This is a genomic window from Brenneria sp. g21c3 (assembly GCF_040240345.1).
In the GTDB taxonomy this organism is placed as follows: Bacteria; Pseudomonadota; Gammaproteobacteria; order Enterobacterales; family Enterobacteriaceae; genus Brenneria.
In genome coordinates, this window is record NZ_JBEIAB010000001.1 from 345080 (window position 1) to 360903 (window position 15824).

General features: G+C 54.8%; 13 protein-coding genes. 4 read left to right on the top strand and 9 right to left on the bottom strand.

Annotated elements, in window-relative coordinates:
• Positions 1-11 precede the first annotated feature (11 nt).
• The 6 genes from ABRZ28_RS01570 to cueR form a co-directional block, all read right to left on the bottom strand.
• Positions 12-1334, bottom strand: coding sequence for a TIGR00366 family protein (locus ABRZ28_RS01570; RefSeq protein ID WP_319603504.1), 1323 nt, complete (start codon positions 1332-1334; stop codon positions 12-14).
• Positions 1331-1996, bottom strand: a complete 666-nt coding sequence (locus ABRZ28_RS01575) for a CoA transferase subunit B (RefSeq protein ID WP_330519336.1) — start codon at positions 1994-1996, stop codon at positions 1331-1333. The genes ABRZ28_RS01570 and ABRZ28_RS01575 overlap by 4 nt, the downstream gene beginning before the upstream one ends.
• Positions 1993-2658, bottom strand: coding sequence for an acetate CoA-transferase subunit alpha (atoD, locus tag ABRZ28_RS01580; protein ID WP_319603506.1), 666 nt, complete (start codon positions 2656-2658; stop codon positions 1993-1995). Before atoD ends, ABRZ28_RS01575 begins: the two co-directional genes overlap by 4 nt.
• Positions 2659-2955: 297 nt before the next feature.
• Positions 2956-4338 (bottom strand): acetoacetate metabolism transcriptional regulator AtoC, encoded by a 1383-nt coding sequence (gene atoC / locus ABRZ28_RS01585; protein ID WP_319603507.1) that lies wholly within the window; start codon positions 4336-4338, stop codon positions 2956-2958.
• Positions 4335-6227: a two-component system sensor histidine kinase AtoS gene (atoS, locus tag ABRZ28_RS01590; RefSeq protein WP_413556158.1), complete on the bottom strand. Its 1893-nt coding sequence runs from the start codon at positions 6225-6227 to the stop codon at positions 4335-4337. The genes atoC and atoS overlap by 4 nt, the downstream gene beginning before the upstream one ends.
• Positions 6228-6370: 143 nt before the next feature.
• Positions 6371-6781: a Cu(I)-responsive transcriptional regulator gene (cueR, locus tag ABRZ28_RS01595; protein ID WP_319603696.1), complete on the bottom strand. Its 411-nt coding sequence runs from the start codon at positions 6779-6781 to the stop codon at positions 6371-6373.
• 259 nt (positions 6782-7040) lie between these two features.
• On the opposite strand from cueR, the gene ABRZ28_RS01600 reads away from it, so the two are divergent.
• The 4 genes from ABRZ28_RS01600 (at position 7041) to ybaK (ending at position 12103) form a co-directional block, all read left to right on the top strand.
• Positions 7041-7520 carry a DUF6097 family protein gene (locus tag ABRZ28_RS01600; protein WP_319603508.1) on the top strand — a complete coding sequence of 160 codons (480 nt, stop codon included), beginning with the start codon at positions 7041-7043 and terminating at the stop codon, positions 7518-7520.
• 306 nt (positions 7521-7826) lie between these two features.
• On the top strand, positions 7827-10571 hold the full coding sequence (copA, locus tag ABRZ28_RS01605) for a copper-exporting P-type ATPase CopA (RefSeq protein ID WP_330519337.1): 2745 nt from the start codon (positions 7827-7829) through the stop codon (positions 10569-10571).
• 155 nt (positions 10572-10726) lie between these two features.
• Entirely contained in the window at positions 10727-11530 is an 804-nt protein-coding gene (locus ABRZ28_RS01610) for a TraB/GumN family protein (RefSeq protein ID WP_319603510.1), read from the top strand.
• A gap of 90 nt (positions 11531-11620) precedes the next feature.
• The gene (ybaK, locus tag ABRZ28_RS01615) at positions 11621-12103 is read left to right on the top strand and encodes a Cys-tRNA(Pro)/Cys-tRNA(Cys) deacylase YbaK (RefSeq protein WP_319603511.1); all 483 of its coding nucleotides are present in this window, start codon (positions 11621-11623) and stop codon (positions 12101-12103) included.
• 68 nt (positions 12104-12171) lie between these two features.
• Here the strand turns inward: ybaK and yjiA are convergent, their stop codons facing one another.
• The 3 genes from yjiA to ABRZ28_RS01630 form a co-directional block, all read right to left on the bottom strand.
• Entirely contained in the window at positions 12172-13137 is a 966-nt protein-coding gene (gene yjiA / locus ABRZ28_RS01620; protein WP_319603512.1) for a GTPase, read from the bottom strand.
• A gap of 15 nt (positions 13138-13152) precedes the next feature.
• A complete protein-coding gene (locus ABRZ28_RS01625) occupies positions 13153-13356 on the bottom strand; it encodes a YbdD/YjiX family protein (protein ID WP_121573326.1) in 204 nt (67 codons plus the stop codon).
• 141 nt (positions 13357-13497) lie between these two features.
• Complete coding sequence (locus tag ABRZ28_RS01630; protein ID WP_319603513.1) at positions 13498-15651, bottom strand: carbon starvation CstA family protein; 2154 nt, start codon at positions 15649-15651, stop codon at positions 13498-13500.
• Positions 15652-15824 lie beyond the last annotated feature (173 nt).

The following is a 15824-nucleotide window of genomic DNA, read 5'->3' on the forward strand; positions in this document are numbered from 1 at the left end:
TATGATGAGGGTCAGAACAGCGTGAGACCAATAACGAAAATGACGCCGGAGAACAGCAAAGCGGTGACGCAATAGCCCATGATGTCGCGCACGCCCAGCCCGGCGATGGCCAGCGCCGGCAGCGCCCAGAACGGTTGAGCCATGTTCATCCACTGTTCGCCATAGGCGATGGCCATGGTGGCTTTGCCCAGATCGGCGCCCAGAGCCTGAGCGGCGGGCAGAACAAACGGTCCTTGAATGACCCAGTGTCCGCCGCCGGAAGGCACGGCAAAGTTAATTAACGCGGAACTGAAGAACGTCATGACGGGGAAGGTGTCTTTATTGGCGATGTTGATGAACCACTCGGTAATCATGCCGCCGAGGCCGGAATGCTCCATCATCAGTTGAATACCGGCATAGAAAGGAAACTGCACCAGAATACCGGAGGTACTACGCGCCGCGGCGGAAATGGCCCGCATATACGCCATCGGCGTTTTATGCAGTAACATGCCGCCGACCAGAAACATCAGATTGACCGTATTGATGGTGATATTGAAACCGTTTTTCCAGAAGTACATGCCGAGATAGGCCACGCCCAGCGCACAGATAATCAGCGTAATAATCCGGCTTTCTTCCAGCTTTTCCGCTATCGAAGCATCGGCCGGCAGTTTCTTCTGAAAATCGGGTTCCTCTTCCAGCAATGCGGGATCGATGGCGATCACATTTTCTGGCTTCGGCATCATCATTCTCGTCACGAAAGGCATGACGATAATCAGCCCAATCGTGATGAAAAAGTTATAGCCGGTCAGCAGGGTTTCACCGATGGGTATAATGCCGGCGATATGCTCCACCGGATTACCCGGCGTCGCCGCCAGTAACGGCATTGAGCCGGAGAATCCCCCGCCCCAGGAGAGGAAACCGATGTAGGCGCAGGCGATTAACAGCGGATAATCGGAGCCAGGTACGCGACGAGCCACTTCACGGGCGAACATCGCGCCCACGATTAAGCCGAATCCCCAGTTGATGACGCAGGCAACCAGACCGAAAAACGTCACCAGCATCACGCCCTGAACCGGCGTTTTCGCCAGTGAAGCCGTGTTCTTCAGCACCCGCTTAACCGGTGGAGAACTGGCCAACGCATGACCGGTAACAATGATCAACGCCATCTGCATCCCGAAACCAAGCAGATTCCAGAATCCATCTCCCCACATTTTCACCATATCCATCGGCGTATGCGGCGTAAACGTCAGTCCGATGATAAACATCAGAATAGTCAGTAACATCGCGAAGATAAGCGGATCGGGAAGGTAACGGCTGACGACCGTCGTCATCCCTCTGGAAATTTTTCCGATCATGATGCCGCCTCACTCACGACAACCGGCATCACCTTCAGATTGTCGGCGACGATAAACCTGGCCGCGGTTTTTTCCTTTACCGTTTCCAGCGCTACGCCCGGCGCCAATTCAGTGAGCGTAAGTTGTCCGTAATCGAACACGAACACGCCAAGCTCCGTCACCACCATGTCGACTTTATTTTTAGCGGTCAGCGGTAATGTGCAATGCGCCAGCAGTTTGGATGAACCGTCTTTTGCGCAATGCTCCATCGCAATGATGACTTTACGGGCGCCGGTCACCAGGTCCATTGCTCCGCCCATACCGGGCACCATTTTTCCGGGGACCATCCAGTTAGCCAGATTCGCCTGCTGATCGACCTGCAACCCGCCGAGTACGCTGACATCCACGTGCCCCCCGCGGATCAGGGCAAACGAGAACGCGCTGTCGAACATCGCCGCTCCCGGCAGCATGCCGCAAGGTTGCCCGCCGGCATTAACCAGATTGGGATGAGGCTCCCCTATCGGCCCCAGTCCCAGAAAACCATTTTCAGACTGAAGCGTGATATCCACATTCTCAGGCAGATAATTGGCGACCAGCGTCGGCAGCCCAATCCCCAGATTGACAATGTCGCCATCCTGTAATTCCTGCGCAACACGTTGAGCAATAAGTGTCTTGGTATTCATGCAGCAGCCTCCATGGGAACGACGATGTGATTAATCAGGGCGCCGGGGGTGACGACGACATCCGGGGCGATATCGCCGGTATTGACCAACGCATCCGGTTCAACGATGACCCGGTCCGCCGCCAGCGCGATAAGCGGATTGAAATTACGGGCGGTGAGTTCATAAGTGAGATTGCCGAACAAATCGGCGGTGTGAGCCTGAATGAGCGCCAGATCCGCGCGTAACGGCAGTTCCAGCAAATAGTCGATACCGTTTTGGGTAATCTTTTGTTTGCCCTCTTCAACCACGGTGCCGACGCCGGTGGGCGTCAGCACGCCCCCCAGCCCGGCGCCTCCGCAGCGAATACGTTCGGTCAGCGTTCCCTGAGGAACCAGCTCGACATCGATCTCGCCGGCGATCATCCGTCGCCCCGTTTCAGGGTTAGTACCAATATGAGAGGCAATAACCTTTTTCACGCGTCCGTTGGTAATCAACGGGCCGATACCGGTATCGACAAAGGCCGTGTCGTTGCAAATCAACGTAAGTTCTTTTACGCCGGAATCGAGTAAGGCGGCAATTAAACGAGGAGGCGTACCTATCCCCATAAAACCGCCGACCATGATTGTCATGCCGTCATTAAAATATTGGGCGACCTGAGATATTTTTATTCTTTTATCTTTCATTATGACTCCTGGGGTTATATCCAATGGAAAATGGATCCACTCAGGAATTGCAAAGCGCAGGCCAGCTTTTCCGGCAACGACCTAAATTTGCAACACAATGAAATAAAACAAATAAAAATATAATCCGATCAAAATAAAAATAAAAAAGAAAAGATAATGTGAAATTAAACGTCGGAACTGCGCACATAAAATTGCGCACAAAGCGGGTGTTTTGGTGAAATGGATCACATAATAAAAAAGCCAACCAATAACAAGGCTAGCTTTAATAATAACATCACATTAACTATAATTTAATTTTTATTCGATGCAATACTCTTGTAATTTATAAATTAGCGCGCGCCGACTGATGCCTAATATTTTTGCTGTTTGCATCCGATTACCCTGGTTATTATTCAACGCCTTGAAAATCAGCTCGCGTTCGTAGGATTTCATCCGTTCTTTCAGACCCGGCCCGCCGTCGTCAATAGGCGCGGCCATATCATCTTGCGGGTCATTATCACTTATCTGTTGCACCTGTTGCGGCAAATCGTCGGCGAAAATCATAAATCCGGTGCTCATGATCACCGCACGCTCAATGGCATTCTCCAGTTCGCGAACATTGCCCGGCCAGCTATACTTTTCAAGCGCGACGATGGCGCTAATATCCAGCCCAATGATTTCCTTACCATTCTCAGCGCTGAACTTATGTAAAAAATGCTGCGACAGCAAAGCGATATCTTCCGGCCTTTCTCTAAGAGGGAGCGAGGATAAATGCATCACGTTTAAACGATAAAACAAATCGCGCCGAAACTCGCCGCTATCAATCATTTCAGCCAGATTTCGATTGGTGGCGGCAATAATGCGAATATCGGTTTTAATCGTCTGACTGCCGCCAAGCCGTTCAAATTCCCGCTCCTGCAAAACGCGTAGCAGTTTGACCTGCAAGTTATAAGGCATCTCTCCTATCTCATCCAGCAGCAAGGTTCCGCAGTGCGCGCGTTCAAACAGCCCTTGCCGTTGCATTTGCGCGCCGGTAAACGCCCCCTTTTCATGACCGAACAGTTCGCTTTCCAGTAACGACTCCGGCAAAGCGCCGCAGTTCACCCGAATAAACGGCCCGTTCGCTCTGGCGCTATTATAATGAATCGCTCTGGCGATCAATTCCTTACCGGTGCCGCTCTCGCCGGTAATCAGCGCCGTCGCATTACTATGGGCTACCTTGGCAATATCCCGGCATAGCTCCATCATTTTCGGATTGTTGGTCAAAATGCGATCCCAGGTATAGCTTTCCGACAACTCACGATGCAGTAAATTAATTTCCTGTTTCATATCGCGTAATTGCAGCGCCCGGCTCATTAGCAATTTTAACTCATCCAGCTCAAACGGTTTTATCACATAATCAAAGGCCCCCAGCCGCAAGGCTTCAACCGCCGTCTCCACCGCCGCGTAGGCCGTCATCAGAATAATGGGAATATCCTGTTGAATTTCCCGCATACGTTTCAGCGCGCTGATGCCGTTGACGTTGGGCATTCTGATATCCATCAGCACAATATCAGGCCGCTGCTCCCTGTAGGCGGAGATGGCCGACTGCCCATCCCCGGAGCAGATAACCTGATGACCGTCGCTGGAAAATACCGCAGTCAGCATCCGGCGGACGCTCTCTTCATCATCCGCAATAAGAATACGATACGGTTGGGTCATTGCATGCTCCTGTCACACGTCAGAATCGGAAGAATCAGGGTTACCGTCGTGCCGTGCTGCGGCCGGCTTTCTATCGTAATATCGCCGCTGTGGGCCGTCATAATACGCTGGGCGATAGAGAGCCCCAGTCCGGTACCGGTCGGTTTGGTGGTGAAAAACGGCGTGAATATCTTTTCCATGACATCGGGATCGATCCCGACGCCGCTATCGCGAATTTGGATTTGTAACTTATCGTCGCCATAGCGGCGGGTAGAAACCTCAATTTCGCCGCGCGCCGGGATCGCCTGAACGGCATTAATCATTAAGTTCAGGATCACCTGTTTCAGCAATTCGGCGTCCGCTTCAATATCCGGTAATGTTTCATCCAGCGTAATAGTGAAATCCACCCGATTATCCAAACCATGCGTATGCACCAGCAATAGCGTTTCGCGAATTAGCGTATTAATGGCGATACACTGATAACGGCGCGGATGAGGCCGGGCAAAATCAAGTAATTGCTGTATCACGTTATTAATGGAGCGCACTTCCTTGAGAATAATGTTGATATATTCAACCCGCTGGAGATCCCGTTCTCCCTCTTTCAGATATTGTACAAAACCGCTGATTGCCGTCAGCGGATTGCGCACCTCATGGGCGACGCCCGCCATCAGTTCGCCCAGGGTCGCCAGGCGCTCCGCCCGTTCAATTTGTTTTTGCATCTGCTTTTGCGCGGTGAGATCGGTAAAAATCACCAGCGCGCCAATGATTTCGCCTTCCGCATTCCTTAGCCGACTACTGCTGGCCTTGATCTGTAAAATCTTTTCTTTCGCCGGATAATCCAATTCGACCCCGACATGTCCGACGCCATGCATCAGGGTATCCAGCACCGGACTTTGAAAACCCTCTTTATCAAAAACGGATTGGTAATGTTTGCCGATTAACTCTTCATGACTGTATCCGGATATCGCCTGCGCCGCCGGATTGCACATGGTTATTTTACCGTAATTATCAATACTGATTACGCCATCGGCCGCGCTCTCAATAATTAATTCATTTAATGTTCGAACCTCCCGCAGGGCGCGAGACAAGGTGTTAATACTGGCGGCGATTCGGCCCATTTCCCCCTGCAACGGCGGCAACTGTGTTTTTAAATCAACGGGAAGCTGATTTAGCCCCGCTTCGATTAAATCCACATCTCGGGTAAGACGGCGGGAGAAATTGATAATCAGAAAAAGACTAATCATCAAACCGATGGTAATAACCGTAATAATACTGATATCCATTGCCATGGCTTGTTTATCAATATCATTGGATAATTCGTTAGCCCAAATATAACCGATTATTTCGCCATGTCGAACAATCGGGATCATGGCATTCATAATATGTCCTCTGACCTGAAAACCCGATTTTATCGACGGCTCTCCCGTCAACATAACCTGCCTGCCGGGATGTTCGTCTGAAATAGCGGAGCCAACGGTATCACCGTATTGATCCTGCGGCGCATAAGTAATAATCGCATCTAATTTTTTACTGTAATACCCGGCGCCCACATTTAAAAAAGCCTGCGTTATTTTATCCGTCGCCGCAGATAAATGCTGATTCAGCGCATGAATACGCTCGGTGCGGGGAAGATCGGCGAATAGTTCTAATTTATCGTCCAGTACATCATCCAGAAGGTGGGTGACGGCATAAAGTTTTTTCTCTTTCTCTCGCAACAGGGCTTCTTTTCCCTGGATTTCCACAATATAAGCCATGATTAAAGTAGGGAGAAATACCATAAACACCGCCAGAAATATCATTTTACTGCGTAAACTATGAGGAAAAAACGCGCGTAGGCTGGTGGTGATCTCAGGTGAGACAAGTGACAAATTGGCTTTATTAAAAACGGTTCTAATTACGGATCGTATCATGTTGATTATTCTTTTTAGTTTATATCTCTCCTATGACGGTGATGATTATAAAATTCCACGGGCGAAACAAACGCGAGACAGGTCTCTTTTCAGCACAAAGACATTATTATTCCGCCAAAACATATTTATCTGAATTCAATAATTTATTTTATGTTTTTGGCATGACAGCAGCCGGCCAGATTATTGATAATCGGGCAATCCGCGCCGCCGTCGCCCGGACATTGTTCCGCCAGCGCCAGCAAACGCCGGCGCATCGCCTTCAGTTCTTCGATATGGGCTTCAATTTCCGTGACTTTCTGCATCGTGCGCGCCTTGACGTCGGCGCTGCGCCGTAACGGATCGTTAAACAGCGCGACCAGTTCCCGGCACTCGTCTAAGGTAAACCCTACCTGACGGGCCTGACGCAGCAGCGTCAGCTCTTCGATGTGATGGGCATTATAGCTGCGGTAACCGTTTTCAGAACGCAGCGGCGCGGTCAGCACCCCTTTCTCTTCATAGAAGCGGATGGTTTTACTGGTGAGTCCGGTTTTTTTTGCCACATCGCTGATATTCATCATGCACCTCTTGCCCATTCCTCGCGGAAGATAGCCTATCAAAATGAGCATACGCCATCGACGATGAGCTGTCAGGGCAACCGCATCAAATCTGAATATTTATCGACGATGTTTTCCAAAGCCAGCGCCTCTGGCGCACGCCATTATTAAATGATTTCAATGAGTATATTGATTTATGTACAATTGAGCGAAGCGATGGGTTTGCCATAAAAACCGGCAAGCAGACGATGATTGAATGAATGGATAAAACAGGAATGTTATGGGATATTTCAAAGCGTTGAGTCAGTCGATTGATAATGCACAACGGCTGAAAGAGCTTCATCAATACATTGAACGTCACAATGTACCCGTCACGTCGAAAGATGACCTTTCTCATCAGATTATCGAGATTGAACGATACATGGGCGGTTCAACCTACGCCAATCTGGATAAACGCAAACGCGTCGCCAACATCATGACGGGGATTTTAGCGTTACCCCCGTTAATTTTCGCGTTTGTGCTTCTTTTCGACCGTTATCAAGGATATTTTGGCTTCGGATTTGATATGGGCGGTACGATGAAAACCATTTTTCTGATGACCATCGAATACCTGTGGGCGGTGATCTTGTATGCGGGCGTGTTTGCCGCACTGGTCTTCTATTTTTATCGATTAAACAGTCAAGCCGCGACGCAAGCGGACAAGATTATTCATGCGCTTATGACCAAATCCCCCTCGACCATTAATGCTATCGTCGAATAACCCGGCAAATCAGCGTCTCTCGCGACCTGATTTGCCAGGAAAACCAGAACCATAATTCAACGACCAGCGCCGTCAACAATAGTACGGCGCAAAATTTCAGAAACCTGCCGGATTCCCCTGCCTTATAGCGGCTTTTTCAAAGCGCGCTCGCGATATAGCGGTTGATGTCAACAGGTCGCTTTCATCAGCGAAATAAACGCTTGACCCTCCCCTTGATGGAAGGTTTAACCTGCTTTACAACTCATAGAAATCAGGCAGACGGTCAATATATCCGACCGCCGATTATCCTCACCGGAGATCATTGTTATGTCGCAAACTCTCGTTTTGTCATTGCAGGGACTCACCTGCGGACACTGCATACAGCGGGTGAAAAAAACGCTGGAAGCGCTGCCGGACGTCGAACAGGCGGACGTCTCGCTGAATTACGCCAAAGTGACGGGCGAGGCGCAACTGCCCGCGCTGATCGCCAGTATCGAACAGGCGGGATACGAGGCAAGCCAGGCTGCGGCCCCGGATATCGCTCTGCAACTGTCCGGATTAAGCTGCCAGCATTGCGTCGCCTCAACGCGGAAGGCGCTGGAAGGCGTGCAGGGCGTGGTCGCGGCGCAAGTATCAAAAGAGCGGGCCGATATCTACGGCGATGCGGCGCCTGCCGCGCTGATCGGCGCGGTAGAACAGGCCGGGTATCAGGCCAGCGTATTGCCGGAGCCGTCTCACCCAAAAACTGAGCCGCTGGCACAGGTAGCGACCACGCCGGAAACGCTGCCAGCGGCCCAGAGTAATGTTCCGGCCTCTCCCGCCGTTGAGGAAATTCCCGTCCTCGACGCTGCCCCTGATGATGATAATGTACAAATGCTGCTCCAGGGGATGAGCTGCGCCAGTTGCGTCAGCCGGGTGCAAAAAGCCTTGCAGGGCGTGACCGGCGTGACGCAGGCGCGCGTGAACCTGGCCGAGCGCAGCGCGCTGGTGAGCGGACACGCGACGCCGCAAGCGTTGATCGCCGCCGTTGAACAAGCGGGCTACGGCGCGGAAATCATTCAGGATGAAGAGCAACGCCGCGCGCGCCGGCAACAAACTTCGCAGCAAAGCATCCGGCGCTTTCAGTGGCAGGCGGCGCTTGGCCTGCTGCTGGGGGCGCCGCTAATGCTCTGGGGCGTGCTGGGCGGCAGTATGACCCTGACGCCCGAAAGCCGCACGCCGTGGCTGCTTGTCGGCGCGCTGACGCTGGCGGTGATGGTGTTCGCCGGCGGACATTTTTATCGCAACGCCTGGCGCAGCCTGAAGAACGGCGCCGCCACGATGGATACGCTGGTGGCGCTCGGCACCGGCGCGGCCTGGCTCTATTCCATTACCGTCAACCTGTGGCCGGACGTTTTCCCCATGGCGGCGCGTCACCTCTATTATGAGGCCAGCGCGATGATCATCGGTTTGATCAATCTGGGTCATGCGCTGGAGCAACGCGCCCGCCAGCGTTCCTCCCAGGCGCTGGAAAAGCTGCTGGATCTCACCCCGCCGACCGCCCGCGTAGTGACGCCGGACGGCGAGAAAACGCTGCCGCTGGCCGCCGTGCGGTCCGGGATGACGTTACGTCTGACCACCGGCGACCGTATTCCCGTCGACGGCGAGATCCTGCAAGGAGAAATCTGGGTCGACGAAGCGATGCTGACCGGCGAACCGCTGCCGCAGCAAAAAGATCAAGGCCATACGGTTCACGCCGGCACGCTGGTGACCGACGGCAGCGCATTGTTCCGCGCGGACGCTATCGGCAGCCAGACGACGCTCTCGCGTATCATCCGGCTGGTTCGGCAGGCGCAAAGCAGTAAACCGGCCATCGGCCAACTGGCGGATCGCATTTCCGCGGTCTTCGTGCCGGTGGTGGTGGCGATCGCCGTCATCAGCGGCGCGGTCTGGTTCTTCGCCGGGCCGGCGCCGCAAATTGTCTATACGCTGGTGATCGCCACCACCGTACTGATTATCGCCTGCCCGTGCGCCCTCGGCCTGGCGACGCCGATGTCGATTATTTCCGGGGTGGGCCGCGCGGCGGAATTCGGCGTGCTGGTGCGCGACGCCGATGCCTTACAACAGGCCAGCAGGCTGGATACGCTGGTTTTCGACAAAACCGGCACCCTGACCGAAGGCCAGCCGCAGGTCGTCGAGGTTCACGCCTTTGGCGCGGCGACGGAACAGCAGGTTTTGATCTGGGCCGCGTCGCTGGAGCAAGGCGCGAACCACCCGCTGGCGCGCGCCGTCGTCGAACGGGCGGAAGGGCTGAGCCTGACGGCGATCGAGCAGTTCAGAACCTTGCGCGGTCTGGGCGTCAGCGGACAGGCTGACGGCGTCGCGTTGCTGCTCGGCAATCCGGCGTTGTTGAAACAGCATAATATTGATATTCCCGCCGGCGAAACGCTGATCGATGAACAGGCTCAGCGCGGCATCACGCCGGTATTGCTGGCGGCCGACGGTCAGCTCGCCGCCGTGTTCTTCATCCGCGATCCATTACGCGCCGACAGCGTCGCGGCCTTACAGCGCCTGCGCCATCAGGGCTATGAGTTGGTGATGTTAACCGGCGATAATCCGCTAACGGCCAACGCGATCGCCAAAGAGGCCGGTATCGACCGGGTGATCGCCGGCATATTGCCGGACGGCAAGGCGGATGCCATCCGGCAGTTGCAGGAACAGGGGAAACGCGTGGCGATGATCGGCGACGGCATTAACGACGCTCCCGCGCTGGCGCAGGCCGATGTGGGGATCGCCATGGGCGGCGGCAGCGATATCGCCATCGAAACCGCGGCGATTACGCTGATGCGCCACAGCCTGCACGGCGTGGCCGACGCCCTGGCCATTTCCAAAGCCACGCTGCGCAATATGAAACAAAATCTGCTGGGGGCGTTCGTCTACAATTCGCTGGGGATCCCGATTGCGGCGGGCGTCCTCTATCCGCTGACCGGCACCCTGTTAAACCCGGTGGTCGCCGGCGCCGCTATGGCGCTCTCCTCCATTACCGTGGTCAGCAACGCCAATCGTCTGCTGCGTTTTAAGCCGAAGGCGTAACCAACCCGGCAGGCATCTTTGTTTGATGCTCTGCCGGCGGTCAACATGCGCAGAGACCTCTCTTTAACCGCCGCCGCTATTTTCAGCCGATTACCAGTACAACTTGTCGCCTGATACGTTTAGCATAGACGGACAAGAATCAGGAGACAGGATCTATGGGGCAACTGCTGCGTAACATTGCGACTTTTCTTGGCTTTATCTCGCCGCTGGCTTACGCCTACCCCGCGGTGGATGTCCAGCTTGAGGACGCGCGTCAGCTGCACCTGGTCGGCAGCATTCATATGGGCAGCATGGATATGGCTCCCCTGCCCGACACGCTGCTGAAGCAGTTGCAAAACGCCACCGCGCTGATTGTCGAAGCCGATATTTCCGATACCGGCTCCCCTTTCGACCAGACCGGGGCCGAGCCGCCGCTATCGCAACGGCTCAGCCCGGATGATTATCGTCAGCTGCGGCAAATCTGCGAAAAACTGTCTTTCAGCGAAAGTTACATCGACCGCGTTCCCGCCTGGCAGGCGGCGCTGATGTTACAGGCCCGCCAGGCGCAGCAGTTGGGGTTACGCCCGGATTACGGCATTGACTATCAGTTGATCAACGCCGCGAAAGCCCAGGGGTTGCAGATTATTGAGCTTGAAGGGCAACAAACGCAGATCGATTTACTGCACCAACTGCCGCAGGGCGGCCTGCCGCTGTTGCAGGATACAATCAGGCACTGGCATGCCAATGCCCGGCTGTTGCAAACCATGGTCGGCTGGTGGCTGGACAGTAAACCGGGCAAAATGACCGTTCGGCTTCCCGCCACGTTCAGCGATGAAATGAATAATTTGCTGATGAATCAACGCAACCGCCTCTGGCAACAAAAGCTCCGGTCGCTGCCTCCCGGCAACTATGTGGTTGCAGTCGGCGCGTTACATTTATATGGTGATGACAACCTACCTACGTTATTACAGGCTAATTGAGCGAGAAATACCCATTTTCTAAGCACAGGACGTCAACCCGCCGCCCGTGACGAGAAAAAACAGGATATCGCCCGTAAGGATATTTGAATCATGACACCCGCAATTAAACTGCTCGAGAAAAACAAGATCGCATTTACCGTCCACAGCTATCACCACGACAGCGACGAAACGAACTTTGGCGAGGAAGCGGCCAAAAAGCTGGGGCTGAACAAAGAGCAGGTTTACAAAACGCTGTTGGTCGCGCTGAACGGCGACGCAAAAAATCTCGCCGTGGCGGTGACGCCGGTCGCCGGCATGCTGGATTTAAAGAAAGTGGCGCGCGCGCTGTCGGCCAAAAAAGCCGATATGGCCGATCCGGCTATCGCTCAACGGGTCACCGGTTATCTGGTCGGCGGCATCAGCCCGCTGGGGCAGAAAAAACGCTTGCCGACGGTGATTGACGAAACGGCGCAGCGCTTCGAGACCATTTTTATTTCCGGCGGCAAGCGCGGACTGGATATCGAGCTGGCGGCCGGCGATCTGGCGAGTCTGTTACAGGCGAAGTTTGCCGACGTCGCCAAGCATGATGGCTGAGTTTGCCGTACCGGCCGACGCGGACATGGCGCGCGGCGGGCGCATCACCCGCCGCTCAGCGTTCGATATCAGTTCGCCGTGAGGCGGGCAAAACCGTCGCGAATTTCCTGCTCGGGCAGATCCCGGCCGATGAAAACCAATACGCTGCGCCTTTCTTCGTCATCCCGCCACTCTCTGTCCCAGTCGGCGCTGTACAGACGCTGTACGCCCTGAAACAGCAGACGGCGCGCATCGCCGTTAATCGCCAGGATGCCTTTGTAACGCAATAAATTCTCGGCGTGGTTCAGCAGAAAACTTTCCATCAAATCCGACACCGCGGCGAGTTCAAGCGGGGTATCAAGCTGAACGACGATCGATTGAATATCATTTTGCGCGGGGGCGATAAAGCGAAATACCGGCGTAGTCACCGCCAGCTTATCGTTGAGGATAAAGCCTTCGATATTGAATAAGACGCTTAAATCAATGTCTCCGTTCACCACGGGATAAATCGGCGCTCTGGCGTTAATGCGCTGAAGGCGTTGGATCAAGGCCGGGTCTTCGCCGGCGATATCGGTTTTGCTCAGCAGAATGCGATCGGCATAGCCGATCTGCGACTGCGCAATGGTGAAGCGATCCAACTGCTGCTGAGCGTGTACCGCATCCACCAGCGTAATAATGCCGTCCAGCAGGAAGCGTTCGCAGAGCACCTCATGGGAAAAGAAGGTTTGCGCCACCGGGCCGGGGTCGGCCATACCGGTACACTCAATCACCACATGATCGAAATCCAACGTCCCGTCGTCGATACCGTCCAGTAAATCCAACAGCGCATCGGCCAGCTCATTGGCCTGACTACAGCAGATGCAACCATTGCTCAGGGTGGTGATTTTGCTTGCCCGTTCGCCGATCAACGCATTATCGATCGGCACTTCGCCGAATTCGTTTTCAATCACGGCAATCTTATAGCCATGATCGGCATTGAGCATATGTCGTAATAGAGTGGTTTTACCGGCGCCGAGAAAGCCGGTCAGGATAGTGACAGAAAGTGGTTGAGTCATAACTGCTCCAATTGGCTAACAGCAGCGCATTCCGCCTTTGCCGTCGCCGCCGTAACGCGCCTGCTGGCGCTCGCGGAAAAATTCTTCGTAAGTCATCATCGGCTTATCCGGATGATTGGTCTGCATATGCGCGACGTAGGTATCGTAGTCGGGCATACCAACCAGCATGCGCGCCGCCTGGCCCAAATATTTGCCCGCCTTTCCCAGATTACCGAACATCATCACCTCCGGGCCATCGGCCGCTTTATAAAAAATACCCCGCATAACATTTATATATTATAGGGGGTATTTGCGCCCGTCATCTTTCATTGCTCGGTCATGTCGGCGACCTCGCGAAATCCGACGGGCGATATCGCCGGCTTAGTGGCCGGAAGAGAGTTTCACGCCGCCTTCCGGAACCGGCACATAAGGCGTTTCCTGGTCGGTGCGTTCGGGGTTCTTGCGGGCAGCCAGCCCCGCTTTGATGCCGTACGCGATGATGCTGTAGACCACGATCAGGAACAGGATGCTCAGCCCGGCGTTGGTGTAGTTGTTGGTCACGATATGGTTCATGTTGGCAATCTGCTGTGCGGTCAAGTCCGCGCCGCCTTCGGCAATCTTGCCTTTAAACATGTTGGCCATATAGAAAAAGCCTTCCAACTGCGGGTTGTCGCTGAACAGTTTCAGACCCAGCGCCCAAGTGGTGCAGATCAGCAGCCAGACGGCCGGCACCAGCGTCACCCAAACGTACTGCGCGCGCTTCATCTTGATCAGGATAACGGTACCCAGCACCAGCGCCACGGCGGCCAGCATCTGGTTGGAGATACCGAACAGCGGCCACAGGCTCTTCACGCCGCCCAGCGGGTCCACCACGCCCTGATACAGCAGATAGCCCCACAGTCCGACGCAACCGGCGGTGCCGATAATACCGGCGACCAGCGAGTCGGTTTTCTTCAGGAACGGCACGAAGTTGCCCAGCAGATCCTGCAACATAAAGCGCCCGGCGCGGGTGCCTGCATCCAGCGCGGTCAGAATGAACAGCGCTTCGAACAGAATGCCGAAGTGATACCAGAAGCCCATATCGGCGCCCGGAATGATCTGGTGGAACACGTGCGCAATACCCACCGCCAGCGTCGGCGCGCCGCCGGCACGGTTAAGAACGGAAGGCTCGCCGATATCTTTCGCCGTTTGCAGGATCTGCTCGGGAGAAATCACGAAGCCCCAGGAGCTGACCGCCGCCGCCGCGTGCGCGGAGACATCCTGCAACTGCGCCAGGATCATCGGCGCATCCGCCGTACCCAGACGGTGCAGGTCCGGCATGGTAATGCCGAGCGCCGCCGGCGGAGTGTTCATGGCGAAGTACAGACCCGGCTCGATGATAGAGGCCGCCACCAGCGCCATCACGGCGACGAAAGACTCCATCAGCATCGCGCCGTAGCCGATGAAGCGGGCGTCGTTTTCATTAGCCAGCAGTTTCGGCGTGGTGCCGGAAGCAATCAGCGCATGGAAACCGGATACCGCGCCGCAGGCGATGGTAATAAACAGGAACGGGAACAGCGTCCCCTTCCATACCGGGCCGGTGCCGTCGATAAACTGCGTGACCGCCGGCATTTTCAGATCCGGGTTGAGGATCACGATACCGATGGCCAGACCGACGATCACCCCGATTTTCAGGAAGGTCGCCAGATAGTCGCGCGGCGCCAGGATCAGCCATACCGGCAGCAGCGCGGAAATAAACGCATAGCCGATCAGCGTAAAGGTGATGGTGGTGTCTTTAAAGGTCAGCGCCGGCCCCCAGTACGGGTCATGCGCCACCACGCCGCCAAACCAGATCGCCAGCACCAGCAGCACGATACCGATCACCGATACCTCGCCCACGCGACCGGGGCGGATATAGCGCATATAGATGCCCATAAACAGCGCGATCGGCACCGTCGAACACACGGTAAACACGCCCCACGGACTTTCCGCCAGCGCTTTCACCACAATCAGCGCCAGCACCGCCAGAATGATGATCATGATTAAGAAACAACCGAACAGCGCGATGGTGCCCGGCACCGGTCCCAGCTCTTTCTTGACCATTTCTCCCAGTGAGGCGCCATTACGCCGGGTGGAGAGAAACAGCACCATGAAATCCTGCACCGCGCCGGCCAGCACGACGCCGCCCAACAGCCACAGCGTACCGGGCAGATAACCGACCTGCGCCGCCAGTACCGGCCCGACCAGCGGACCGGCGCCGGCGATCGCCGCGAAGTGGTGGCCGAACAGCACATTGCGATTGGTCGGCACATAGTTCAGCCCGTCATTGTTCACTACCGCCGGCGTCGCTCTTGAGGGATCCAGCTTCATCACCTTCTGGGCGATATACAGGCTGTAGTAACGGTAGGCCACCAGATAGACGGCGACGGAAGCGACAATAATCCATAACGCGCTGACATGCTCGCCACGGCGTAACGCAACCACGCCCAGACAAGCAGCCCCGATAATCGCTAAGATTATCCAGGGGATGTGTTTAAGAAAGGTACCGCTCTTCATAAGACATCCTTCATAAAAGTCATAATGATTTGGTTTTGATATTTTTTAAATAAAATCAACGCAATAACCCAGGTCATCACGTATCTGGCCCAGATGAAAAGGAATAGTGTGGATACAGCAGCGGCAACAGCATGGAGAACCGGGACGGCCTGGCCGGATGCGCCGGTAAATCT

Coding starts and splice junctions, on each gene's coding strand:
- ABRZ28_RS01570 (WP_319603504.1), bottom strand. CDS start 1,334: ATGATCGGAAAAATTTCCAGAGGGATGACGACGGTCGTCAGCCGTTAC.
- ABRZ28_RS01575 (WP_330519336.1), bottom strand. CDS start 1,996: ATGAATACCAAGACACTTATTGCTCAACGTGTTGCGCAGGAATTACAG.
- atoD (WP_319603506.1), bottom strand. CDS start 2,658: ATGAAAGATAAAAGAATAAAAATATCTCAGGTCGCCCAATATTTTAAT.
- atoC (WP_319603507.1), bottom strand. CDS start 4,338: ATGACCCAACCGTATCGTATTCTTATTGCGGATGATGAAGAGAGCGTC.
- atoS (WP_413556158.1), bottom strand. CDS start 6,227: ATGATACGATCCGTAATTAGAACCGTTTTTAATAAAGCCAATTTGTCA.
- cueR (WP_319603696.1), bottom strand. CDS start 6,781: ATGAATATCAGCGATGTGGCAAAAAAAACCGGACTCACCAGTAAAACC.
- ABRZ28_RS01600 (WP_319603508.1), top strand. CDS start 7,041: ATGGGATATTTCAAAGCGTTGAGTCAGTCGATTGATAATGCACAACGG.
- copA (WP_330519337.1), top strand. CDS start 7,827: ATGTCGCAAACTCTCGTTTTGTCATTGCAGGGACTCACCTGCGGACAC.
- ABRZ28_RS01610 (WP_319603510.1), top strand. CDS start 10,727: ATGGGGCAACTGCTGCGTAACATTGCGACTTTTCTTGGCTTTATCTCG.
- ybaK (WP_319603511.1), top strand. CDS start 11,621: ATGACACCCGCAATTAAACTGCTCGAGAAAAACAAGATCGCATTTACC.
- yjiA (WP_319603512.1), bottom strand. CDS start 13,137: ATGACTCAACCACTTTCTGTCACTATCCTGACCGGCTTTCTCGGCGCC.
- ABRZ28_RS01625 (WP_121573326.1), bottom strand. CDS start 13,356: ATGTTCGGTAATCTGGGAAAGGCGGGCAAATATTTGGGCCAGGCGGCG.
- ABRZ28_RS01630 (WP_319603513.1), bottom strand. CDS start 15,651: ATGAAGAGCGGTACCTTTCTTAAACACATCCCCTGGATAATCTTAGCG.